The organism is Alcanivorax sp. (genome assembly GCF_019431375.1).
In the GTDB taxonomy this organism is placed as follows: Bacteria; Pseudomonadota; Gammaproteobacteria; order Pseudomonadales; family Alcanivoracaceae; genus Alcanivorax; species Alcanivorax jadensis_A.
On the sequence record NZ_CP080267.1, the window covers coordinates 1,319,422 to 1,341,880 of the forward strand.

A 22,459-nucleotide genomic window follows, 5' to 3' on the forward strand; every position below is an offset into this window, starting at 1 on the left:
CAATGTCAGCCAGCGGTATCCGCCGGACGGCAAAACAGATAATGGGCCACAAACCACTCTTCCCCGCCACGATAATCAAACAACTCCGCACAGGCCATGAAAAACATGCGCCAGCGCTGCAACCAGACCTTTCCTTGCCCGTTGCCATATACCTCATCCAGCAACGGGATCAGCCGGGACTGCTTCTGGTCAGCCAGATCCAGCCATGCTTCCAGAGTCCGTGCATAGTGGGTGCCGTTCACGGCCCAGCGCTGCTCTTCCTCCAGCTTGCCTGCACAATGAGGCAGCCAGTCGTAGGAGGGCATCATGCCGCCCGTGAAGAAATACCGGGCCATCCAGTCGCTGCTGCCTTCATCTTCAAACAGATAGGTCAGGTTGCGATGGCAGAACACATGGATAAACAGCTTGCCACCCGGCTTGAGCCAGTCGTGGATACGCGCCATCAGGGCGGTGTGGTTGCGCATGTGCTCGAACATTTCCACCGACACCACACGATCGAACGGCTGGTCCGGGTGATACAGGGACGCATCGGCAGTAATCACCCGCACATTGGTCAGCCCCTTTTCCGCTGCCCGCCCCATGATAAAGGCCTTCTGGGATGCCGAGTTGGAAATGGCGGTAATACGGCTTCCGGGATAATGCTCCGCCATCCACAGGGTCAGTGATCCCCAGCCGCAACCCATTTCCAGAATATCCTGGCCGTTGTCCAGTTCCGCCCGCTCGCAGGTCATTGCCAGCATGGTGCGCTCGGCCTCTGCCAGGTCGTTAACGCCCTTGGGCCAGTAAGCGCTGGAATATTTGAGGTACGGGCCGAGCACCTGTTCATAAAAACGGGAATCCACCTCGTAGTGCTGTTCGTTGGCTTCATCCTGACCCACCGCCACCGGGCCCTGCTTCAGCGTGCTTTCCAGGTCATCACGACGCTGCTTCTGTCGCTCCTGTTCAAGCCGCTTTCCCAACAAACGCCGGATACCGAAACGTACCAAGGCATCCGGCAACAGGCCGGACTCCGCCATTTGAATCATCATGCTTTGGGTCTCCAGGGAAAGAACGCACTGGTGGTGCGTTGATAGTCGCGATAATCGTCGCCACGGGATTTCAATGCCTGCTTTTCCGTATAGGGAATGCCCGTGACGAACCAGAGGAACACAAACATGGCCAGCGGCAGACACCACAGCCAGGCCCCCTGACTGGCGCCAATGGCAATCAGCGGGTAGCTGCACCAGTGCAGCCATTCGAAGAAATAATTGGGATGACGTGAATAGCGCCACAACCCTTCTCGGCAGGTGCGCCCGGTGCTGTCAGGCCGCTGCTTGAACTGCGCCAACTGCCGGTCGGCCAGGCTCTCTCCGGCAATCGCCAGAACGCCCAAACAGGCCCCTGCCAGTACGGTGAGGCTATAACTGTGCTGCTGACTGCCGATCACCCAAAACGTAAGGGCAAAGCCCCAGGCCAGCAGTGCCTGGCCCCAGTAAAACACCAGGAATACCGGCTGGGTCTTTTCCTGCAGGGCTTCTCGCATGGCCGCATAGCGACCATCTTCATGGGACTCACTGGCCACCCGCCGAAAAATATGGCTGCCCAGACGCACGGACCAGAGCAGTAGCAACCCCCCGGCCACCCAGCGAGGCAGAGCAGCACCACTGCCCATCACCAGGAAAATCAGCCCGACTACGCCCACCGACCAGGACCAGAACACATCTACCCAGCCCGCGTTGCGGGTCTGCAACTGCTGCAACCACAGCAGCGTCGCCACGATCAGCAGGGCGATAAGTAGCAGATAATGACTCTCAGGCATGATGATGTTCCCTTTCCCCGGTACGTTGCGCTCCATAGGCAAGCAGCGGCACCGCCACCGCCCAGACCAGACCGTAGGTTATCGCGATGGGCAGCCACTCAAGCGGCGCGCTTGCCGCTCCCAGTCTGATGCCCATGGTCACGGAAAACATACCACCTACAGCGCCAAACGCGGCCCCCAGCCAGGGTCTGCCACATAACCAGCGCAAGCTGTAGTGAAAGCTCACGGCAAACCCCAGCCACAATGCCCAAATCCACCCCGGTGCCAACCAAGGGTGATCCCAGCCGGTGTAAGCCAGTAATCCACTGCCAAGCCAGATCGGTTCGAGCAACAGACAGAGCACCAGGCCCCATAGCAGCATGGTGGTATTTTTGATCCAGCGAGGGTCAAACCACCACTGCCCGGCCAGCATCACTCCTAAAACAACCCAGGATGGCCAGGACAGGTCACGGGCACCACCAAGAACCGCCGCCGCCCACAACAGCTGGAAGCCGAAAAAATTGATAATCAAAGGGGCTGGTAATCGTTTCATTAGCGAACAGTGCACCGCCACTCGTCAATGGCCTGTGAAATTCCTTCACAGGCGAATCACCTGACCGCGCTCAAAGTTGTCTCATGAAATCATTAATGCTGACAGGTGTATTGTTGGTGCCGATGTTGCTGATGGGCTGCAGCTCTTCGCCGCTTGGCCCCTATGGCTACACCGACAACTATCTTGAACGCCTCGATAATGCTGCCGGGAGCGCCGTGCTTCCCGATGACGCCACCCTGTCCCGCTTTATCGATTTCTACAGCCCCCTGGATCAGGACCGCATTGCCAGCAGCATGGACCAGATCTATGCCAACGACCTGTACTTCAACGATACCCTGGTCACCCTTCGCGACAGGAATACCCTGCAGAAGCATCTGCTGGCTACCGCCGATCGGTTGAGCCACATGTCGCTGCAACCGGTGAACGTTATCCGCGACGACAACCAGATCTATCTGGTCTGGGTCATGGAGGCACACTTCTCCCTGCTGGGCAGAGAACGCCTGTCGCGCACCATCGGCATAAGCCAGCTGCGCTTCAACCAAAATGGCCAGGTTTTCTTTCACCAGGATTTCTGGGACAGCAGCCAGGGCCTGGACCAGCATTTGCCACTACTAGGACCAATGACTCGATGGCTACGCGATCACTGACCCTCCCCATTCTGCTTTTACTGGCCGGCCTGCTGGGAAATAGTGCCCAGGCAAGCGACTGGCAGTTATGTCACCGCAGCGATGTAAAGGCACTGCGCTTTATCACTGTGGGCGAAGCCCGCCTGCTTCGCCTGGACTGCAATGTGGAAAACCTGCTGGCAGCCCCCATGAGGCTGGAGTTCAGCTATAACCGGGAGGTCCCCGGCGACGCCTTCGCCAAGGCGGCCCTGAATTTTCTTGAGAAAAACCTCAACGATCGTGATTTTGAGCAGCTGAAGCCCCGGTTTGAGCGTTTCAACAGCCACTACCGGGATATCGACGATGGTGATACCTATGCCATGATCTATCAGGATGAAGAGCTGTTGCTGATGCTCAATGATGAGCCGCTCACCACCGAACAGGGAGACCGGTTCGCCAGGGCCTACCTGCGAATCTGGTTCGGTGAAAAGCCCTACTCAAACAACCTCAAGCAAGCCCTGCTGGGCAACCCCTGACTACGTCTCCGCTATTGCGCCTGGGCGAGGCAATCGGGATACTGATTACATAAAAATCAATATCTTGTTTGGGGATATCACAGCATGTCCAAGCTGTTCCATGTGGTGGCCTCTGCTGCCCGGCAGACCAGCCGGCACGACCGTACCACCGCCTTGAAAGGCACCTTGCTGATTACCTTCAGTGCCGTGTTTCTTTCCCTGGTGCTCACCAGCATCGCCATCCTCGTGGCTGGCGAAAGAGACTGGCTTTCCGCCCTGGTATTAGCCACCTTACTGCCGCTACTGTTGTTGCCTCCCCCTCTTTATCTAATGAGCAGCCGCTTGATGTCGATGGACCGGCTGAACCACCAGCTGCAACAACTTGCCCGGGAAGACCACCTCACCGGCCTGTTCAACCGCCCTCACCTTATCAGCATGCTGGAAAGAGAGCTGGCGCTAAGCCAACGCCACAACTACACCGTTTCCATTCTGCTGTTGGAGATTAACGACTTCACCCAGTTGCTGGATGAGTACGGACGTCACACCGGTGAAAAGGCGCTGCGTCTTTTTGCCGAATGCATTCGTGAAAAAATTCGCGAAAGCGACCTGTTCGGGCGCTTCGACGGTGCCCAGTTCCTGCTGGTACTCCCGCACACCAATTACGATGATGCCGCCCGCATGGGCGAAGGTCTGCGTGCCCTCACCGCCGGAATCAGGCTGACAAGCCAGCAGCCAGGAGAATCGCAACCGGAGAATGTCAGAATCAGCGCAAAAATCGGTGTGGCCAGTACAGAAAACAGTGGCCGCAGTATTAATCCCCTCCTTAACGAAGCGGACTATGCGCTTTATCAAAATCGTAATGAAGGACGTGACCGTACGGACGTACAGAGAAACAACCCTTAAATCGTACTAAAAAAATATAACGTAATGCTTTTACACTAGATAATTACAAAAAAAAGACCTCCCGCTACCAAACAATTTCCATATTTGTAAATTTTTTTATTAATCTGTCATGTGAGGATTTACATGGGAGACAGGCTGCCCAACACTGACCTCGTGTTTGTACTGCCTATTTGGACAAAACAAGGAAGGAGCTTATGAACGCTAAACATTTTTTGGCGGCGAGTATTGCTTGCGCATCCGTCACTGCGACCACTGCGGTCACTGCTGACGAAATCCCCGAGCGTTATTTCTACTTCGGTGGTCACATCAGTGAGAACTGGATCGACATCGGTGATCACTACGACCAAAACACTTCTGAAAATGAAGTTACCCTTCCCGGTGCCCAGATGGGTTACCGTTTCAACCGCGATTGGTCCTTCCAGGGCTGGTGGGAGCGTAACAACTCCAACACCGACCTGCTTGGCGACGCGGACATCAACATTGCTCACGGTAGCCTGCGCAAGCACTTTGCCGGCAACTCCGCATTCGAACCCTACGTTGGTATCGGTGCTGGTGAGTTCCGTACCGAGCCGACCAGCGACAGCTCCGACGACTTCAAGGAAACCATCGGTACCCTGGAAACCGGTTTCCAGACCATGCTGCACCCGCACTTCCTGCTGGACGTGGGCGCTCGTCCCTACTACAGCTTCCGCACCGAGCGCTGGGACGCAGAAGTCTATGCTGGCCTGAACTTCCTGATCGGTGCGTCCGAGAAGAAAGAAGAGCCGGCTCCGGTGGTTGAGAACGTGGTAACCGACAGCGACGGTGACGGCGTACCTGATGATCGCGATCAGTGTGCCAACACCCCGGCTGGCGCCCAGGTTGATGCCACCGGCTGTGAACTGGACGACGACGGTGACGGCGTAGTCAACAGTGCCGACGAATGCCCGGATACCCCGGCAGGCGCACTGGTAGACGACAAGGGCTGCCAGAAGTACCTGGAAAAAGACGTGAAGGAAACCCTGTACGTTGAATTCGGCCTGGACAAGGCTGAGGTCCGTCAGACTTCCTACCCTGAGCTGGAGCGTCTGGCTGAAGAGATGCGCAAGTATCCTTCCGCCGATCTGATACTGGAAGGTCACACCGACAGCACTGGCGCAGCGAGCTACAACAAGTCTCTGTCCCAGAAGCGTGCTGACGCTGTGAAGAAAGTTCTGGTGGAAGAGTTCAACATCAGCACTGACCGCATCAGCACCGTTGGCTACGGCGAAGAGAAGCCGATCGCCGACAACGGCACCAGTGAAGGCCGCGCGGAAAACCGTCGCGTAGAAGCCATCATGAAGGCCACTACCCAGGAAGCTCAGTACGAATAAGAGCGTTTCCTGAACGAAAAAAAGGGCCGGCATTTGCCGGCCCTTTTTTTATGCTCACGAAACTCTCAAACCTGTCCGAAACCGTAGGGTGCACTGAGCCTAAGCGAACTTGCACACCCCGGCGTTTGAATGGTGCAGTTCGCCTTAGGCTCAGTGCACCCTACCCACACCTCACCCCTTGCGGCGAGCCGCGAAAAACGCCTTCAGCATGGCCGCACTCTCCGCCTCCATCAGCCCACCTTCCACCAGCAACTTGTGGTTATAGAAATCCACCTGCGGTAACTGCAGCTGGCTGACGCAGACGCCGGCACGGGGCTCACTGGCCGCGTACACCAATCGCGCCACACGGGCATGGACCAGGGCACCAAAACACATGGTGCAGGGCTCCAGCGTCACGTACAGGGTGCTGCCCGGTAACCGGTAATTCTGCTCGGCATCCGCAGCGGCACGTAACGCCACCACCTCGGCATGGGCGGTGGGATCATGGGCGGTAATGGGTTGATTGAAGCCCTCACCGAGCACCTGGTCATCACGAACCAGCACCGCCCCCACTGGCACTTCGCCCACCTCGGCCCCCTGCCGGGCCAGCTCCAGCGCCCGCTGCATCCAGATTTCGTCGTTCATGGTTTTATCCTGTTGGTTGCGCGGCAATGGTATGTCCCAGCAAGCCCTAGCACCAGCACCCCATTTCGTTACAATCATGCCATCAACCGAATTGAGAGCTGTTATGACATCCATCGGCACACCTTTTACCGACACCGCCACCCGCGTCATGCTGTTGGGCAGCGGCGAACTGGGCCGGGAAGTGGCCATCGAACTGATCCGTTATGGCTGCGAAGTGATCGCCGTGGACCGCTATGATCACGCACCTGCCATGCAGGTGGCCCAGCGCAGCCACGTCATCAACATGCTTGATGGTGCCGCCCTGCGCCAACTGGTGGAACAGGAAAAGCCGGCACTGATCGTGCCGGAGATCGAAGCCATCGCCACCGACGAGCTGGTTCAGCTGGAAAGCGAGGGCTTTACCGTAGTGCCCACCGCCCGGGCAGCACAGCTGACCATGAACCGCGAAGGCATTCGCCGGTTGGCAGCGGAAGAACTATCCCTGCCCACCTCCCCTTACCGCTTTGCGGAAACCCTGGAGGAATATCAGCAGGCCGTTGCCGAGATCGGCCTGCCCTGTGTGGTGAAGCCAGTAATGAGCTCCTCCGGCAAGGGCCAGAGCACGGTGAAAACCGAAACGGATATCCAGACCGCCTGGGACTACGCCCAGTCCGGTGGCCGCGCCGGCCAGGGCCGGGTGATCGTGGAAGGCTTCGTGGATTTCGATTATGAAATCACCCTGCTGACCGTGCGCCACCGGGATGGCACCAGCTATGCCACCACTTACTGCGCCCCCATCGGCCACCGCCAGGAAAACGGCGATTATCAGGAATCCTGGCAGCCACAGCCCATGAGCGAAAAAGCCCTGCAGGCCTCTAAAGAGGTTGCCGGTGCCATCACCGAAGCCCTGGGCGGCATGGGCATTTTTGGTGTAGAGCTGTTTATCAAGGGGGATCAGGTCTACTTCAGCGAGGTCTCTCCCCGCCCCCATGACACCGGACTGGTCACCTTGCTGTCGCAAAACCTGTCGGAATTCGCGCTTCATGCCCGTGCTATTATGGGTCTGCCGATTCCGGATATCCAACAACGCGGACCCAGCGCTTCCTCGGTACTGCTGGTGCAAGGTGAATCCAGCGAAATGCGTTACAGTGGCCTGGACAAGGCGCTGGCCCAACCGGAAACGGAAGTGCGCCTGTTCGGCAAACCGGAAGTGAAAGGCAGCCGCCGCCTGGGTGTCGCCCTGGCCAGAGGCGAATCCATACAGCAAGCGCGGGACAAGGCCAATGCCGCCAGTGCGGCTCTGAAAGTCGATCTTTAACGAGGATAATAACAATGCAAAACCCAGACACGCACAGCAAGGTGATCGGCTATCTGCTTTGGATTTTCGGTTTCATGGGCGCCCACCGTTTTTACTATGGCCGCCAGATCACCGGCACCATCTGGTTCTTTACCCTGGGATTGCTGTTTATCGGCTGGATCATCGATCTGTTCCTGATTCCAGGCATGGACGATGCAGCTGACGAACGCTACGAACCCGGCAGCATCGATTACAACATCGGCTGGATTCTGCTTACCTTCCTGGGCATTTTCGGTATTCACCGCTTTTACATGGGCAAGGTGATCACCGGCATCATCTACCTTCTCACAGCCGGGCTGTTCGGGCTCGGTATTCTCTACGACTTCTGGACTCTCAACGGCCAGATCACCGAGAAAAACCGCCTGGCCTGAACCCGGCAGACGCCACGCCCATCACGGGCGCGGCGTCAACGCATCACAAACCCGGCAAACAGCACCGCGAAACCACCCACCTCGGCCACGATCAGCGACACCATGAAGGTGGACATGGCCAGCGCCGGCACACTGCCACCACCGAGACGGTGGGGCCGCTGCAACTGGTTACGGGTGTCCTGCAGAAAGCCGTGGAGAATATAGCTGCCAATGGCCAGGCCAAAAAACACCACGTTTGCCAGCACCGCCAGAGTATTGATCCAGTCGTCCCAGACACTGAGCAACGCAAACCGCTCCAGTACCAGGCAGGCAAACGCGTACATCAGGCTGGCCCGGTGCGCCACATCCACGTAGTAATGTGCCCTGCCCTTTTCACTGTTGGCCACTTGCCAGTACTTCCACACCCCGGTCAGCAGCCCCGTCAGAAAGTAAATACCGCAACCCCACAACGCCCATTGGTCTGCTGTCATTCTGCTCTCTCCCTATAGTTCGAAAAAATGCGCCAGGGTGGCCTGCATTTGCGGCTGGGCATGGCAATAACGTCGACGCCCTTCCCGCTCAACCCGGATAAGCCCGGCCTCGGCCAGTTCACGGACATGATGGGATACTGTGGGGGCACCAATATTGAGACGCTGCATGAAATCCCCGAAGGCACAGCCCGCCGGGACTTTCGCCAGATCCGCATGGCCATGGGCACGGCAGTGTTCCAGGATCACTTGATAGATACGCAAGCGGTTAGGGTTGGACAGGGCACGAAAGGCCGCTGCCAACTGATCCGCCGAACTCTCCGATATGTCTTTCCGTGCCAAAACCGGCACCTCCCCACAAAATAGTTTGACGGGTATAAAACTAACTTATAGTTTGACCATCATCAAACTATACAGATGCGGACCTGCACAGGTCACTGGAGGACAATCGTGAGCCACGCAGACACTCTCGGGCAATCACTGGCTCTGCCCTGCGGAATATCGCTGAAGAACCGCTTCGCCAAATCTGCCATGAGCGAAGCGCTGGGCACCATTGATAATCATGTCACCCCGGCGCTGGAGCGGCTCTATGGCCGCTGGGCCCAGGGCGGCACCGGTCTGCTGATTACCGGCAACATCATGATTGACCGCAACCACACCGGCGAGCCCCGTAACGTGGTACTGGAAGATGAACGTGACATGGCCCTGCTGAAACGCTGGGCCGATGCTGGCAAGAGCCAGGGCAATGATATCTGGGTACAACTCAATCATCCGGGCAAACAGATCCCCCGCATGCTCGCCAGCGGTGACACCCTGGCCCCCTCTGCCGTGCCCTTCGGCAAGGAGCTCAAGAGCGCCTTCAAGACGCCCCGAGCGCTCACTGAGGACGAGATTTTCGACATCATCCGCCGCTTTGCTACCAGCTCGGCCCTGGCGAAAAAAGCCGGCTTTACCGGCGTACAGATCCATGGTGCCCACGGCTATCTGGTCAGCCAGTTCCTGTCCGGCCACCACAACCGCCGCACTGACAAATGGGGTGGTTCCCTGGAAAACCGCATGCGTTTTCCGCTGGAGATCTATCGCGCCATCCGTGATGCCGTTGGCCCGGATTATCCGGTCAGCATCAAGCTCAACTCTGCGGACTTCCAGCGTGGCGGTTTCACCGAAGAAGAATCCATGACCGTAGCGGAAACCTTGGCCAATGAAGGTCTGGATCTGCTGGAGATTTCCGGCGGCAACTACGAAAACCCGGCCATGGCCGGCGCCAGGGGCGTGCGCGAAAGCACCGTTAAACGAGAAGCTTATTTCCTCGATTACGCCCAGGCCATTCGCCAGCGGGTATCCACACCACTGATGGTCACCGGCGGCTTCCGCTCGGCCCAGGCCATGGCACAAGCCGTGGAAAGCGGCGCCACCGACCTGGTCGGTATTGCCCGCCCCCTGGCGGTGGAACCGGACCTGGCCAATCGCATTCTTGGCGGGCAGGAAGGCGTCATCAGCCGGGTTACACCGCGCAAGACAGGCATTAAGATGATCGACGAAATGGCCATGATGGAAGTCTCCTGGTTTTCCCGTCAGCTGCATCGCATGGGCAAGGGGCAGGACCCGAAACCGGATGAGAGTGTACTGCTGTCGTTATTCAAGGTGATCACCGAGATGGGGATTGGCAGCTTCAAGACCCGGCTGTTGCGGGCAAACAGTTGAAAGGCAATGAATAGTTAACAGTGAACAGTTAATAGCGAAAAATGAAAAAGCCCTTGCCGGGTTTCCCCCGGCAAGGGCTTTTTTTGTAGGAGCGGCATTCCTTAAAGGGCGGCGGCCACCTCAGCGCCCTGACGAATGGCACGCTTGGCGTCTAGCTCTGCGGCCAGGTCGGCGCCGCCGATCAGGTGGAAGTTTTTCGCCTCTTCCTGATACAGCTCGCGCAGGGATTCCTGACCGGCACAGATCACCACGTGGTCCACATCCAGGACCCGGCTTTCCTCACCGATCTTGATATGCAGGCCAGCGTCATCGATTTTCTCGTAGCTGCAACCTTTCAACATGTCCACGTTGCGGGATTTCAGAGTGGCGCGATGTACCCAGCCGGAAGTCTTGCCCAGATCCTTGCCCAGCGGCGTCGGCTTGCGCTGCAGCAGGGTGATCTGCCGGGCGGGTTTTTCCACCTCCGGCTCCACCAGGCCACCTCGGGCATCGCTATCCATGTCCACGCCCCACTCCTTCATCCATTCCGGTAAAGGCTGCTCGCCATCACGGGGATGCTCGGCCAGGAACTCGGACACATCGAAACCGATACCACCGGCACCGATTACCGCCACTTTTTCACCCACCTGGGCCTTGCCACGCAGTACATCCACGTAGGACAGCACCTTGGGATGGTCAATGCCGGGGATACCCGGCGTACGCGGCAACACACCGGTGGCGATAACGATTTCGTCAAAGCCCTGTGCCTGCAGGTCCGCCACTTCCACCCGGGTGTTGAGCTTCAGGGTCACGCCGGTGTTTTCGATACGCTTGCCGAAATAGCGGATGGTGTTGTGGAACTCTTCCTTGCCCGGGATCACCTTGGCCATATTGAACTGGCCACCGATCTCGCCGGCCTGATCAAACAGGGTGACATCATGACCCCGTTCTGCTGCCACCGTGGCACAGGACAGGCCCGCCGGGCCAGCGCCGACCACCGCCACCTTCTTCGGCTTGGCAGTGCGCAGGTACAACAGTTCGGTTTCGTGACAGGCACGGGGATTGACCAGACAGGACGCCCGCTTGAGCTGGAAGGTGTGATCCAGACAGGCCTGGTTACAGGCGATGCAGGTGTTGATCTCATCCGCCTTGCCCTGCTCGGCCTTCTTCACGAATTCCGGGTCCGCCAGCAACTGGCGAGCCATGGACACCGCATCTGCCTGACCGCTCTTGAGAATCTCTTCTGCCACGTCCGGGTCGTTGATGCGGTTGGAGGCCACCACCGGAATGGATACCACCTCTTTTACCTGACGGGTGGCTTCGGCGAAGGCGGCCCGGGGCACAGAAGTCACGATGGTAGGTACCCGAGCCTCGTGCCAACCGATACCGGAGTTCAGCAGGCTGGCACCGGCTGCTTCCAGCTCCCTGGCCAGATCAAGCACTTCTTCACGAGTGGAGCCTTCCGGCACCAGATCAATCACCGACATACGGAACATGATGATGAAATCGTCACCACAACGCTTGCGAGTTTCGCGGACGATTTCCACCGGGAAGCGACGACGGTTTTCCGCATTGCCGCCGTACTTGTCCTTGCGCTTGTTGGTGCGCGGCGCGGTGAACTGGTTAATCAGGTAGCCTTCGGAACCCATGATTTCCACGCCGTCGTAACCGGCCTTCTTGGCCAGGTAGGCGGTGTGGGCAAAATCCTTCACCGTCTGCTCCACCTCTTTGGTGGACATGGCCTTGGGCTTGAACGGGTTGATCGGGCTCTTGATAGCCGAGGCAGACCGGGAGAACGGGTGATAGCTATAGCGGCCGGCATGGAGCACCTGCAGGGCAATCTTGCCCCCTTCCCGGTGCACCGCATCGGTGACCTTGCGGTGGTTCATCACGTCGAAACGGCTGTTGAACAGCCCGGAAAACGGATAGAACCAGCCCTTCTTGTTGGGGTTGAAGCCGCCGGTAACAATGAGGCCAACACCGCCACGGGCGCGCTCGGCAAAATAGGCTGCCAGCTTGGGAAACTGCCAGAAACGGTCTTCCAGCCCGGTATGCATGGACCCCATGATGACCCGGTTCTTGAGCTGGGTATGGCCCAGATCCAAAGGGGAAAGCAGGTTGGAATAGCGGTCGGCTGTCATGGTGTAGGCTCCGTATCGTCACCAAAGATGGCTACGCGTTAATTATCTGGACGGCGTCAAGTTAATGGCTTATTTTGACACTGTCAAGATTATTGCTGAAACTACCCTGGCAAGTTACAAGTTGAAAGTGTCAACGCGGCATCTGTGTGGCAGTAATCTGCACCACCCTACCCGCGACCAAACCAACTTTGTTCGCGTCACCGGCGGCTCGTCTGCTGCCTTGCTTTCAGCGCGTTGTAACTTGCCACTTTCAACTTGCCACTGGATTTACCATGTCACGACCCGCCCGTTACCACCACGGCGACCTGCATTCCACCCTGCTCCGGGAAGCCAACCGGCTGCTGGACGAGGAAGGCATTGATGGCCTGTCCCTGCGCAAACTGGCAGAACGGGCCGGGGTCTCGCGCACCGCTCCCTACCATCACTTCCGTGACAAGAATGCCCTGCTCTGCGCCCTGGCGACCCAGGCGTTCAGTCAACTGGACGAAATGATCGGCCGGCAATTGCAGGGGGAAGGTTCGAAAGAACGGATTCAGCACTTTGTCCGCGAGTACCTTCGCTTTGCCACCGAACACCCGGAACAGTATGAGCTGATGTTCGGGCGCACCATCTGGAAAAGCGGGGAACCCACCGAGGAACTGAAGGCGGTGGCCTACCGCAGCTTCCGCAATTATGCCGAGAAACTGGGCAGCCAACTGAAAGGAAGACTTCCCTCAGATACCGACCCGCTGCGTGTAGCCCAGGCCAGTTGGGCAACAATCCATGGCATTTGCCGATTGTTGATTGACGGCGTCTACGTCAACCGGGAGGACATGGAAGTGGTCAGCGAGCAGTCCATCGCCTTGATCATGGCGGCCCTGTCACGACCTTAGTCCAACCAGCGAAACGCCCGCTTCAGGGCACCGTTTCAAGTACGCAATGCAACAGCCCCCATATCAAGAAGACCGGACTGCCCCTCTCCCGCATTCTACAGGCATAAAAAAACCGGCCCGAAGGCCGGTTTTTTTGAGCCATGCCAGCGATTACTTCTCGAGAATCGCCACCACGCCCTGACCGCCAGCGGCACACACGGAAATCAGTGCGCGGCCGGAGCCTTTTTCGTTCAGCAGTTTGGCGGCATTGGCGATGATACGGCCACCGGTGGCAGCGAACGGGTGACCGGCTGCCAGAGAGGAGCCTTTCACGTTCAGCTTGCTACGGTCGATGCTGCCCAGTGCTTTCTTGCGACCCAGTTTTTCCTTGCAGAAGGTCTCGTCTTCCCAGGCTTTCAGGGTAGACAGTACCTGGGACGCAAAGGCTTCGTGGATTTCGTAGAAATCGAAGTCCTGCAGGGTCAGGTCCAGCTTGTCCAACATGCTCGGCACGGCGTAGGCCGGAGCCATCAGCAGGCCTTCTTTCTTGCCGATAAAGTCCACGGCAGCAGCTTCACCGATGGTCAGGTAGGCAAGTACCGGCAGGCCACGCTCTTTGGCCCACTCTTCGGTGGCCAGCAGTACCGTGGAGGCACCGTCGGTCAGCGGGGTGGAGTTGGCCGGGGTCATGGTGCCGTCCGGGCCGCCGAAGCAAGGCTTCAGGGTAGCCAGTTTTTCCAGGGTGGAATCGCCGCGCATGTTGTTATCGCGCTCCAGACCCTTGAACGGGGTGATCAGGTCATCCTGCCAGCCATCTTCATAGGACTTGGCCAGGTTCTGGTGGGATTTCCACGCCAGCTCATCCTGGTCTTCGCGGGCAATGCCCCACTCTTTGGCGGTGATCGCCTGGTGCTCACCCATGGACAGGCCGGTGCGCGGCTCGCCGTTCTTGGGGATGTCGGGCATCAGGGATTTCGGGTTGAGCAGCTTCAGGCCCAGCTTGGCGCGCTCGCCGTTGGTCTTGGCACGGTTCAGGGCCATGAATACCTTGCGGGCTTCTTCGTTGACGCCCAGGGGCGCATCAGAGGTGGTGTCCACACCACCTGCGATGGCGCAATCGATCTGACCCAGCGCAATCTTGTTGGCTACCAGGATGGCCGCTTCCAGGCCGGTGCCGCAGGCTTGCTGCAGGTCATAGGCCGGGGTTTCCGGGGCCAGCTTGGAACCCAGTACGGATTCACGCACCAGGTTGAAGTCACGGGCGTGCTTCATCACTGCACCGGCAGCCACTTCGTCGATTTTCTCGCCGTGCAGCTTGAAACGATCCACCAGACCGTCGATGGCAGCAGTCAGCATGTCCTGGTTGCTGGTATCAATATAAGCGGAGTTGGAACGGGCGAACGGGATACGGTTACCGCCGATAATGGCAACCTTACGTACGGCTTTACCTGCCAGCATAGTCATGTCCTCTAAAGATGGCGGTGAGCAACGACAGCGTGAAAACGCTACAGTATTCACTCGAATGGGCGCAGTCTACCCGCAACCGGCACGGCCTCATTGGCTCAAACGCCTGTTTGACTACCGGCGCCGGTCAATACACCCGCCACATTGCAGTGATTCAATACGCGCCAGTGTGCGACAGGGCTGATCCTCATGCCCTACGAAAGAAGTCTGATTTTGGCACTTCATTCCGCAGCACCTCTTTAAACCCGCTCTGGTTGCACTAATGTAACCAGACACATTCATCTTCTGATGGCAAAGGACAGGATCATGAGCGATACCTATCAGGCGATTGCCAATTCCTCTATGGGCAAGGCGCTGTTTGGCGCAATCAACCTCCCTATTCCGGTCATTCTCGAGCGCTGGCAGCCGGGCCAGGCTTCCTTCATCAAGGGCCGCGTGCTGGTGGGTGCCGCCAACGGTTCCACCGGTATCGATACCGTCCTGGCGACCCTGAAAGGGGCCCCGGAAGCCCAGGTCGCGGTGCTGGCCAACACCGGCAACGCCACCGAGCTGCAGAAGAAAGCCGGCAAGCTGGGCGTGAGCGCGGACAACTACACCGCCAGCCGCGAAGACGATGCCAAGTTCAAGGGCCTGGTCTTCGACGCCACCGGCATTCAGAACCCGGATGAGCTGAAAGCCCTGTGGGAATTCTTCCACCCGGTAATCCGCAAGCTGGAAAAATGTGCCCGCGTTGTGGTCATCGGCCGCACCCCGGAAAAACAGACTGGCGCCGCCCGTGTGGCCCAGCGTGCCCTGGAAGGTTTCACCCGCTCCGTGGGCAAGGAAATCAAGAAAGGCGCCACCGCCCAGCTGGTGTACGTGGACGAAGGCGCAGAAGCGCAGCTGGCCTCTCCCCTGCACTTCTTCCTGTCGCCGAAATCCGCCTACGTATCCGGCCAGGTAGTTCGCGCCACCGAAGCTGGCTTCAAGGCTGCCAAGTTTGACTGGGACAAGCCGCTGGCCGGCAAGAAAGCCCTGGTCACCGGTGGCTCCCGCGGTATCGGTGCGGCGATCGCCGAAGTCCTGGCCCGTGACGGCGCTACCGTGACCGTGCTGGATATCCCGCCCATGGCTGACGACCTGAACCAGGTGGCCGAGCAGATCGGTGGCGATACCCTGGAACTGGACATCACCGCTGACGAGGCCCCGGCCACCATCGCCGCCAAGGCGAAGGAAATCGGCGGCTACGACGTGGTCGTGCACAATGCCGGCGTTACCCGCGACAAGATGCTGGGCAACATGCCGGAGAAATTCTGGGACATGGTGCTGAACATCAACATCGCCAGCCAGCTGCGCATCAACGAGAAACTGCTGGCCGACGGCGGCATGGGCAAAGGTGGCCGCATCATTTCCATCAGCTCCATCGCCGGTATCGCTGGCAACCTGGGTCAGACCAACTACGGCGCCTCCAAGGCCGCCGTGATCGGCATGGTCGACGCCTACAAGGACGAGTACGCCGAGAAAGGCATCACCATCAATGCCGTGGCCCCGGGCTTCATCGAAACCCAGATGACCGCCGCCATCCCCTTCACCATCCGTGAAGCGGGTCGTCGCATGAACGCCATGAACCAGGGCGGCCAGCCGGTAGACGTGGCTGAAACCATCGCCTTCTTTGCCAGCCCGGCCTCTCAGGGTCTGACCGGCAACGTGGTACGTGTCTGTGGTCAGATGCTGCTGGGTGCGTAACAGCCACCAGCTGCAAGCCTCAAGCTACAACACGGTTTGAGGTTTTCGCCACAGGATCCACAAAAGAGCCGCGCCGCAAGGTGCGGCTTTTTTGTTTGTGGGTTGTACTCCCAATCTATCAACGATAGCCGCTGTAGGAGCTCCTCTTGAGGGGCGAACCGTGTGTGAACGCGGAAATCATCCGAAGGATGATCAGGCGCTTCAAGGCTCGACAGCTTTTAGAAAAGAGTGCGGGAACGGATGTGTCTGCCGCCTCGCTTCGCTCGGTTCGCCCCTCAAGAGGAGCTCCTACAGCGGTTTCACAGATATGCAGTAGCAAAGGCCCACCACCAACAAGATCGTCGTAGACATCCTGGCGTATCCGGTCTCCGGTTTTATCTTTTAGCAACTCGCTGCTCGTCACTCGCAACTGAATAAGAAAGCCCCGCCGGGCTATTACCCGGCAGGGCCTGAAAGATCCCGTGCTCTCCCGCAACGAGACGCTACAACATCAGCGCGGAGGCGCTCAGGCCGCTTTCGCCAATTTGTCTTCACTCTTCTTTTTCGCTTTCGCGGCCCCTCCGGGCATGTACTGGCGCACGTCCCAGAAGAAATAACGCTTGAGCACGCTGCTGGCCTCGTCATCTTTCTGGCGCCAGCCGTAGGTCTGGGGTTTTTCCTTCTCGATGGCCAGGGTGCCGAAGATCAGCCAGTCGTAAATCGCCAGCGTGGAAGTCACGTTCTTGGCGGAATTGGGGCCACGGGAATGGTGATGATGATGCTGGGTCGGGAAGGTCAGCACATGGGCCAGCGCCCACATGGTTTTGCGCACCCAGGCCCACTTGTGATTATGGAAATAGAGATCCCAGTTCCAGTTCACATGGGTCTGGGCCGCCCAGATACCCTTGATGGCCGTGCCCACCAGGAACACCTCCACCAGGCCCAGATACAGACACACCAGCTGGAAGGTGTAATTCGGCATGATCAGCCACCAGGCCCAGCCATTCACAAAGGTCTGGGTCACTGACAGCTGCCCCTTGTTGTCCTGGCCACCTGCCAGATGGTGGGGGCGATGGCTCATCTTGTAGAACGCCTGCACCCATTGCAGCAAGCGGTTATTCGGCCGGCGGCTATGGGCGAACAGGTGAAACGAGCCATGAATGAACTCTTCAATGCAGAAGAAAGCGATCAGCGTCGGCAGGAAATACTGCTCTTCCAGCCAGGCCAGCGAGCCAGCACTGCCGGGGAACAGGCCTGATAACCCCAGGGTCAGCAGCAATAACACCAGCGGGCGCTGCACTACCACCATCATCAGGGTGGCAAGGAAGGCGATTTTCCAGTCCTGCCGGGTCTTCTTGCCGTCTCGGGTGCGGCCGGCTACCACTTCCCAGATCGCTGTCAGAATAATAAATGCCGTCACCACGGCGGTAAGTTGCTGGTCCATTGTTATTCTCCGGTTTGAGCGTGTTGTTGCGCACACCCCAGAAAATAGACAGCGCGTATTCCTTTTCCCAGTTGATATTTGATATAAGTAATATCCATGAAACTGAATTTACGCAGTATCGACCTGAACCTGCTGCCGGTCTTCGATGCCATCATGGAAGCCGGGCAGCTGTCCCGGGCCGCAGACCAGCTGGGGATGAGCCAACCCGCCATCAGTGCGGCACTGCAGCGCCTTCGCCACACCCTGGACGACGATCTCTTCGTGCGCACCCGCCAGGGCATGGTGCCCACCCCCAGGGCGCGCGAGCTACATCAGCGACTTGCCCCACAACTGGCATCCCTGCGGGACTCGCTGGATCCGGGCAACCGCTTTGATCCGGCCAGCAGCCGGCGCCAGTTCCGCCTGCTCAGCCTGGATTACTTCGAGATGGTGCTGCTGCCACCGTTGCTGCAGCGAATACGCCACCAGGCGCCGGATGTGATGCTGGAGATTGCTCCTGCCGGCGATGGCATGGCCGACGCCCTGCACAAGGCCCATGCCGACCTGGCCGTGGATTCGTTCGTCCCTGAAGACAGCCGACTGCACCGCAAGGTGCTGTTGGAGGAGAATCTGGTGGTAGTGGCACGCCGGGGACATCCGCAGATACAGGGTCGTTGCAGCAAATCCCGCTTTCTGAAAGCCGAACATGTGGTGCTGCCGGAGCGTAACCGGCGCCTGCCGCTGGACCTGATTCTCAATGCCCCCGGCTGGCAACGACGTGCCGGCGCCAAGGTTACCCAGTTTGCCAGCATGCTCGCCGTCAGCGCCCGGTCGGACATGATAGCCACCGTGCCGCAGCGCCTGGCCCACCACTATGCCGACGCCCTGCAACTGCAGGTCTTGCCCTTCCCGGTCGCCGTGCCGCCGGTACCCGTTTACATGGTCTGGCCCGCCGCCCTGGACAGGGATCCCGCCCATCGCTGGCTGCGCCAGCAACTGACCGATTCCGTGGCCACTGAACCTGCCCCTTGAATCCCTGTCTCACTATCACCATCTTAGTAGGCATATACGCCAAAACAGGACGCCCCATGGGTTTCGGTCGCATTTTCTTCTTCATCTTCGCTTTCGCCCTGCTGGAAGTGCTGGTACTGGCCAAGGTAGCCGGCATGATCGGCTGGCCGGTCACCATCGTCGCCACCGTGGTCACCGCCCTGCTGGGCAGCTACCTGTTTCGCCGCCAGGGGCTGGAGACCTGGGTGCGCCTGAACCAGCGCATGCAACAGGGCGACATGCCCGGCCAGGAAATGGTGGAAGGCATCATGCTGCTGCTCGGCGGCGCCCTGCTGATCACCCCGGGCTTCATCACCGATGCGGTGGGCTTCGCCCTGCTACTGCCAGGCTCCCGCCGCGCCATGGCCCGCAAAGTCGTCGAAAAAGGCACCCTGCAGGGTTTCACCACCATGCAAGGCGGCGGCTTCACTTACACCAGCTACACCCGACAGGGCCCCAACCCGTTCCAGCAGCCACCTCGCCGGGACAACGATGGCAATGTGACCATCGACGGGGAAGCCCACCGCACCGACGAACGCTAACCACGACGTCGGGGAAATCGCCTGGCGCCTGAGGTGACATGTTTAACCCGGTGCATCGACGGTTCTGCCGGTTCGCACGCCCTCCCCCACCCCTGCTAAACTCCGCGCCTTTCAACCGACCCAGCCCGCCCGGCGGAGGCGCCATGAGCCCGTTACTCAACCCGATCGTCTGGTCCGTGATTCTGCTCATGGGCCTGAGCATTGCGCGGATGAATGTGGTGCTTGCGCTGCTGTGCGCGGCGCTGGTGGCGGGAATGGGTAGCGGCCTGGATCTGGAAAGTACCCTGTCTGCCTTTGGCGATGGTCTGGGTGGCGGCGCCAATATTGCCCTGAGCTATGCCCTGCTCGGCGCCTTTGCGGTGGCCATCGCCCGCTCCGGCATCACCGAATGGCTAGCCGCACGGATTATCGCCCGGCTGGGCCGCACCCCGGCCCCGGACCAGCTGCGCCTGATTCGAACTCTGCTGCTCACGGTGCTGCTGGCCGCCGCCATCATGAGCCAGAACCTGGTACCCATTCATATCGCCTTTATCCCGATCCTGGTGCCACCGTTGCTGGAAGTGATGCACCAGTTACGACTGGACCGGCGACTGGCCGCCTGTGTTCTCACCTTCGGGTTGATCACCCCCTACATGGTATTGCCGGTGGGCTTCGGCAGTATTTTTCTGCATACCCAGCTCGGCCCCAGCCTGGCAAAAGCGGGCCTGGAGATTCCCAAAGGGGAGCTGCCACTGGCCATGCTGCTGCCCGCTGCGGGCATGGTGGTGGGCTTGATCCTGGCGTTCATCCGCTATCGCAAGCCCCGCGACTACCGGCCGGTTGAACTGCCGGGCGAAGAACAACACGCCTCGCTTTCCCCCCGCAACGTCATTGTCGCCGCCATCGCCCTGGCCGCTGCCCTCGCACTACAGCTTTACAGCGACTCCATTATTCTCGGAGCATTGGTCGGGTTTCTGGTGTTTACAGCGGGGGGTGTAGTGCCCTGGCGGGAATCCCAGGATGCCTTTACCCAGGGCGTAAAAATGATGTCCCTGATCGGCTTTATCATGATTGCTGCCAACGGCTATGCCGCCGTGGTCAGCGCCAGCGGACAGGTACCGTTACTGGTGGAAAGTGTGACCAGTGGCCTGCAAAGCCCACCGTTAGCGGCGGCGCTGCTATTGCTGCTCGGCCTGTTTGTGACACTGGGGATTGGCTCGTCGTTCTCCACCATTCCCATCATCACCACCCTGTATGTGCCGCTCTGCCTGGCGTTGGGCTTCTCCCCGCTGGCAACCGCCGCCCTGGTTGGCAGTGCGGCCGCACTGGGTGACGCCGGCTCACCGGCCTCGGACTCGACGCTAGGGCCCACCGCCGGCCTCAATGCGGATGGGCAACACGACCATATCCGCGATACGGTGATTCCCACCTTTGTGCATTACAACCTGCCGCTGATCGCCGCAGGCTGGCTAGCCGCCATGCTGCTCTGAATAGAGAGTCCGCCTACTTGACCGTTGGCGCCTTGCGCGCAAGGCGAACTTTTCGGGGATCGCTTTTTGACTGGCCTCTTTTCGCCTTGCGAACAAAGCTTCAAAGGCTTGGCAAAGTCTGCCAGAACCGGATTACTTGCTCTTCCACATCCGGGCCACCGCCTTGTCACTGCCCAACAGGCCCACCACTTCACACACCAGACCTACCGCCAGGAAAACAGCGACGGGAATCAGCCCGCCATACAGCTCAGCCACCAGCGTTGCCGCCAGGGCCCCGGTGGCAAGCACCAGAAACAAGGTACCGACCACAATCAGAATTTTTCGATGCGAGGGGCGATAGGCATAGCTGTCATCACCAGACTCGAAAGGGGTGAGAATGGGGGAGAAAACCTTGCGCAGAGACTCTTTCACTGGTTAACACCGATTACACGTTTTGATGGATACCCCACAAGCCGGTGAGGCGAAGAATAACGGCGCCACTGCATGGTGACGCGTGAAAATATTTCTACGATAAATCGCAAAAAGGCGCCACTGGCGCCTTTCTTTTACTTTCACCTTTCAACTCGCAACGCTCAACTGTTCTCCGCCGCGTCTTCTTCCGCCTTCAACTTGCGGTACTCAATCGGAGTCATGCCGACCCAGCGTTTGAAAGCCCGGTAAAACGTGGACGGTTCCGAGAAGCCGGTAAGATAAACGATTTCATCGATGGATTCCTCGGTACCGGCAAGAAGACGTTTGGCCAGGCGGCAACGATAATCAGCGACCAGCTGGTTGAAGTTGGTGCCAGCATCCGCAAGGCGAGTCCGTAACTGACGGGCCTTTATACCCAGGCGCTCGGCCACTTCTTCCAGGTTGGCATGGCCGGATTCCAGCAGCTCACCGATCAACCGATTGACCTGGGCCACCAGGTCCTGCTTTTCCAGGCGGGCCACCTGCTCACTGGCGAGCTGTTCGTGCAGGTGCAGCAGTTCCGGCTCATGATGGGCAGACGGCAAATTCATGACCCGGGCATCGAAGTACATGCCAATGCTCGGCATGTCGAATTTCACCGGGCAATCGAACAGGCGCTCGTATTCCTGTTTGTCTGCATGGCGGGTATGGCCAAAGTGCACTTCCAGCGGCTCGAAGGCGCCGTCGGTAACAAAGCGGAAAAATTTGATCACGCCCATCATCATGCATTCGTTGAGATGGCTGAGGCGTTTGCTCCAGATCATCTGTTTGAGGAAGACACGGTCGCCTTCTTCAAACAACTCCCCCTGGGCGGCGTCGGACAGCAGACGCTGGTAATCCAGAGCTCGCTTGAGGCCTTCGCCAAAGGTGGGGCTGGAAAGGAACAGGTATTCGAGCACCTGGCCTTTGTAGACTGGAATATGCTCACCCAGATGCAGGCCGATGTGTTCATCACCGGACACTTTCTCCAGGGCCTGCCAGAACCATTCCTGGGCGTCATGGGGCGTACGCAGGTCCGGTACCTGAAGGATGGATTTGTCGAGACCGACTTCTGCCAACACGGCATCGGCATCAATACCGGCGTTAATCATGGCCTTGTAGGCCATTCGCAACAGCACACCGGAATCTGTCATTTCTGCCATGCGTTCTGCCTTGTCCCCAAATAAAAAAAGCTACTCT

General features: G+C 58.8%; 23 protein-coding genes. 12 read left to right on the forward strand and 11 right to left on the reverse strand.

Annotation, left to right across the window (positions count from 1 at the left end; genetic code table 11):
* Positions 1-5: 5 nt before the first annotated feature.
* From KZ772_RS06030 to KZ772_RS06040, 3 genes are read right to left on the reverse strand one after another with little or no spacing between them, the layout of a single operon-like run.
* Positions 6-1,028 carry a cyclopropane-fatty-acyl-phospholipid synthase family protein gene (locus KZ772_RS06030; RefSeq protein WP_290538915.1) on the reverse strand — a complete coding sequence of 341 codons (1,023 nt, stop codon included), beginning with the start codon at positions 1,026-1,028 and terminating at the stop codon, positions 6-8.
* Entirely contained in the window at positions 1,025-1,798 is a 774-nt protein-coding gene (locus KZ772_RS06035) for a DUF1295 domain-containing protein (RefSeq protein ID WP_290538916.1), read from the reverse strand. The genes KZ772_RS06030 and KZ772_RS06035 overlap by 4 nt, the downstream gene beginning before the upstream one ends.
* Positions 1,791-2,309 carry a DUF2878 domain-containing protein gene (locus KZ772_RS06040; RefSeq protein WP_290538917.1) on the reverse strand — a complete coding sequence of 173 codons (519 nt, stop codon included), beginning with the start codon at positions 2,307-2,309 and terminating at the stop codon, positions 1,791-1,793. The genes KZ772_RS06035 and KZ772_RS06040 overlap by 8 nt, the downstream gene beginning before the upstream one ends.
* Positions 2,310-2,425: 116 nt before the next feature.
* On the opposite strand from KZ772_RS06040, the gene KZ772_RS06045 reads away from it, so the two are divergent.
* From KZ772_RS06045 to KZ772_RS06060, 4 genes are all read left to right on the forward strand, one after another.
* Complete coding sequence (locus KZ772_RS06045) at positions 2,426-2,977, forward strand: nuclear transport factor 2 family protein (RefSeq protein WP_290538918.1); 552 nt, start codon at positions 2,426-2,428, stop codon at positions 2,975-2,977.
* Positions 2,959-3,471: a chalcone isomerase family protein gene (locus tag KZ772_RS06050; RefSeq protein ID WP_290538919.1), complete on the forward strand. Its 513-nt coding sequence runs from the start codon at positions 2,959-2,961 to the stop codon at positions 3,469-3,471. Before KZ772_RS06045 ends, KZ772_RS06050 begins: the two co-directional genes overlap by 19 nt.
* A gap of 84 nt (positions 3,472-3,555) precedes the next feature.
* Positions 3,556-4,353, forward strand: coding sequence for a GGDEF domain-containing protein (locus tag KZ772_RS06055; RefSeq protein WP_290538920.1), 798 nt, complete (start codon positions 3,556-3,558; stop codon positions 4,351-4,353).
* Positions 4,354-4,547: 194 nt separating this feature from the next.
* A complete protein-coding gene (locus tag KZ772_RS06060; protein WP_290538921.1) occupies positions 4,548-5,705 on the forward strand; it encodes an OmpA family protein in 1,158 nt (385 codons plus the stop codon).
* Between the two features lie 171 nt (positions 5,706-5,876).
* Here KZ772_RS06060 and tadA read toward each other — a convergent pair whose 3' ends face one another.
* On the reverse strand, positions 5,877-6,329 hold the full coding sequence (tadA, locus tag KZ772_RS06065; protein ID WP_290538922.1) for a tRNA adenosine(34) deaminase TadA: 453 nt from the start codon (positions 6,327-6,329) through the stop codon (positions 5,877-5,879).
* 103 nt (positions 6,330-6,432) lie between these two features.
* On the opposite strand from tadA, the gene purT reads away from it, so the two are divergent.
* Positions 6,433-7,626 carry a formate-dependent phosphoribosylglycinamide formyltransferase gene (purT, locus tag KZ772_RS06070; RefSeq protein WP_290538923.1) on the forward strand — a complete coding sequence of 398 codons (1,194 nt, stop codon included), beginning with the start codon at positions 6,433-6,435 and terminating at the stop codon, positions 7,624-7,626.
* A gap of 14 nt (positions 7,627-7,640) precedes the next feature.
* Positions 7,641-8,036 (forward strand): TM2 domain-containing protein, encoded by a 396-nt coding sequence (locus tag KZ772_RS06075; protein ID WP_290538924.1) that lies wholly within the window; start codon positions 7,641-7,643, stop codon positions 8,034-8,036.
* Between the two features lie 35 nt (positions 8,037-8,071).
* Here the strand turns inward: KZ772_RS06075 and KZ772_RS06080 are convergent, their stop codons facing one another.
* Together KZ772_RS06080 and KZ772_RS06085 are read right to left on the reverse strand one after the other, a co-directional pair.
* Complete coding sequence (locus tag KZ772_RS06080; RefSeq protein WP_290538925.1) at positions 8,072-8,506, reverse strand: hypothetical protein; 435 nt, start codon at positions 8,504-8,506, stop codon at positions 8,072-8,074.
* Positions 8,507-8,518: 12 nt separating this feature from the next.
* Positions 8,519-8,854 carry a metalloregulator ArsR/SmtB family transcription factor gene (locus tag KZ772_RS06085; RefSeq protein ID WP_290538926.1) on the reverse strand — a complete coding sequence of 112 codons (336 nt, stop codon included), beginning with the start codon at positions 8,852-8,854 and terminating at the stop codon, positions 8,519-8,521.
* Between the two features lie 99 nt (positions 8,855-8,953).
* Here KZ772_RS06085 and KZ772_RS06090 point away from each other — a divergent pair, with 99 nt between their 5' ends.
* Positions 8,954-10,207, forward strand: coding sequence for an NADH:flavin oxidoreductase/NADH oxidase family protein (locus tag KZ772_RS06090; RefSeq protein WP_290538927.1), 1,254 nt, complete (start codon positions 8,954-8,956; stop codon positions 10,205-10,207).
* A gap of 101 nt (positions 10,208-10,308) precedes the next feature.
* On the opposite strand, the gene KZ772_RS06095 is transcribed toward KZ772_RS06090, so the two are convergent.
* Complete coding sequence (locus KZ772_RS06095; protein ID WP_290538928.1) at positions 10,309-12,327, reverse strand: NADPH-dependent 2,4-dienoyl-CoA reductase; 2,019 nt, start codon at positions 12,325-12,327, stop codon at positions 10,309-10,311.
* 272 nt (positions 12,328-12,599) lie between these two features.
* Between KZ772_RS06095 and KZ772_RS06100 the strand changes: the two genes are divergently transcribed.
* Positions 12,600-13,199: a TetR/AcrR family transcriptional regulator gene (locus KZ772_RS06100; protein ID WP_290538929.1), complete on the forward strand. Its 600-nt coding sequence runs from the start codon at positions 12,600-12,602 to the stop codon at positions 13,197-13,199.
* 150 nt (positions 13,200-13,349) lie between these two features.
* Here the strand turns inward: KZ772_RS06100 and KZ772_RS06105 are convergent, their stop codons facing one another.
* A complete protein-coding gene (locus KZ772_RS06105) occupies positions 13,350-14,636 on the reverse strand; it encodes an acetyl-CoA C-acetyltransferase (RefSeq protein WP_290538930.1) in 1,287 nt (428 codons plus the stop codon).
* 312 nt (positions 14,637-14,948) lie between these two features.
* Between KZ772_RS06105 and KZ772_RS06110 the strand changes: the two genes are divergently transcribed.
* Positions 14,949-16,367, forward strand: coding sequence for a 3-oxoacyl-ACP reductase (locus KZ772_RS06110; RefSeq protein ID WP_290538931.1), 1,419 nt, complete (start codon positions 14,949-14,951; stop codon positions 16,365-16,367).
* Between the two features lie 505 nt (positions 16,368-16,872).
* Here the strand turns inward: KZ772_RS06110 and KZ772_RS06115 are convergent.
* Positions 16,873-17,790: a sterol desaturase family protein gene (locus tag KZ772_RS06115; protein WP_290538932.1), complete on the reverse strand. Its 918-nt coding sequence runs from the start codon at positions 17,788-17,790 to the stop codon at positions 16,873-16,875.
* Positions 17,791-17,886: 96 nt separating this feature from the next.
* Between KZ772_RS06115 and KZ772_RS06120 the strand changes: the two genes are divergently transcribed.
* From KZ772_RS06120 to KZ772_RS06130, 3 genes are all read left to right on the forward strand, one after another.
* The gene (locus KZ772_RS06120) at positions 17,887-18,801 is read left to right on the forward strand and encodes a LysR substrate-binding domain-containing protein (protein WP_290538933.1); all 915 of its coding nucleotides are present in this window, start codon (positions 17,887-17,889) and stop codon (positions 18,799-18,801) included.
* 56 nt (positions 18,802-18,857) lie between these two features.
* Positions 18,858-19,361, forward strand: coding sequence for an FxsA family protein (locus tag KZ772_RS06125; protein WP_290538934.1), 504 nt, complete (start codon positions 18,858-18,860; stop codon positions 19,359-19,361).
* Between the two features lie 143 nt (positions 19,362-19,504).
* A complete protein-coding gene (locus KZ772_RS06130; RefSeq protein ID WP_290538935.1) occupies positions 19,505-20,830 on the forward strand; it encodes a Na+/H+ antiporter NhaC family protein in 1,326 nt (441 codons plus the stop codon).
* Between the two features lie 132 nt (positions 20,831-20,962).
* Here KZ772_RS06130 and KZ772_RS06135 read toward each other — a convergent pair whose 3' ends face one another.
* Both KZ772_RS06135 and KZ772_RS06140 read right to left on the reverse strand, forming a co-directional pair.
* Positions 20,963-21,241, reverse strand: a complete 279-nt coding sequence (locus tag KZ772_RS06135; protein WP_290538936.1) for a hypothetical protein — start codon at positions 21,239-21,241, stop codon at positions 20,963-20,965.
* Positions 21,242-21,402: 161 nt separating this feature from the next.
* On the reverse strand, positions 21,403-22,422 hold the full coding sequence (locus KZ772_RS06140) for an AraC family transcriptional regulator (protein ID WP_290511018.1): 1,020 nt from the start codon (positions 22,420-22,422) through the stop codon (positions 21,403-21,405).
* Between the last annotated feature and the right edge of the window lie 37 nt (positions 22,423-22,459).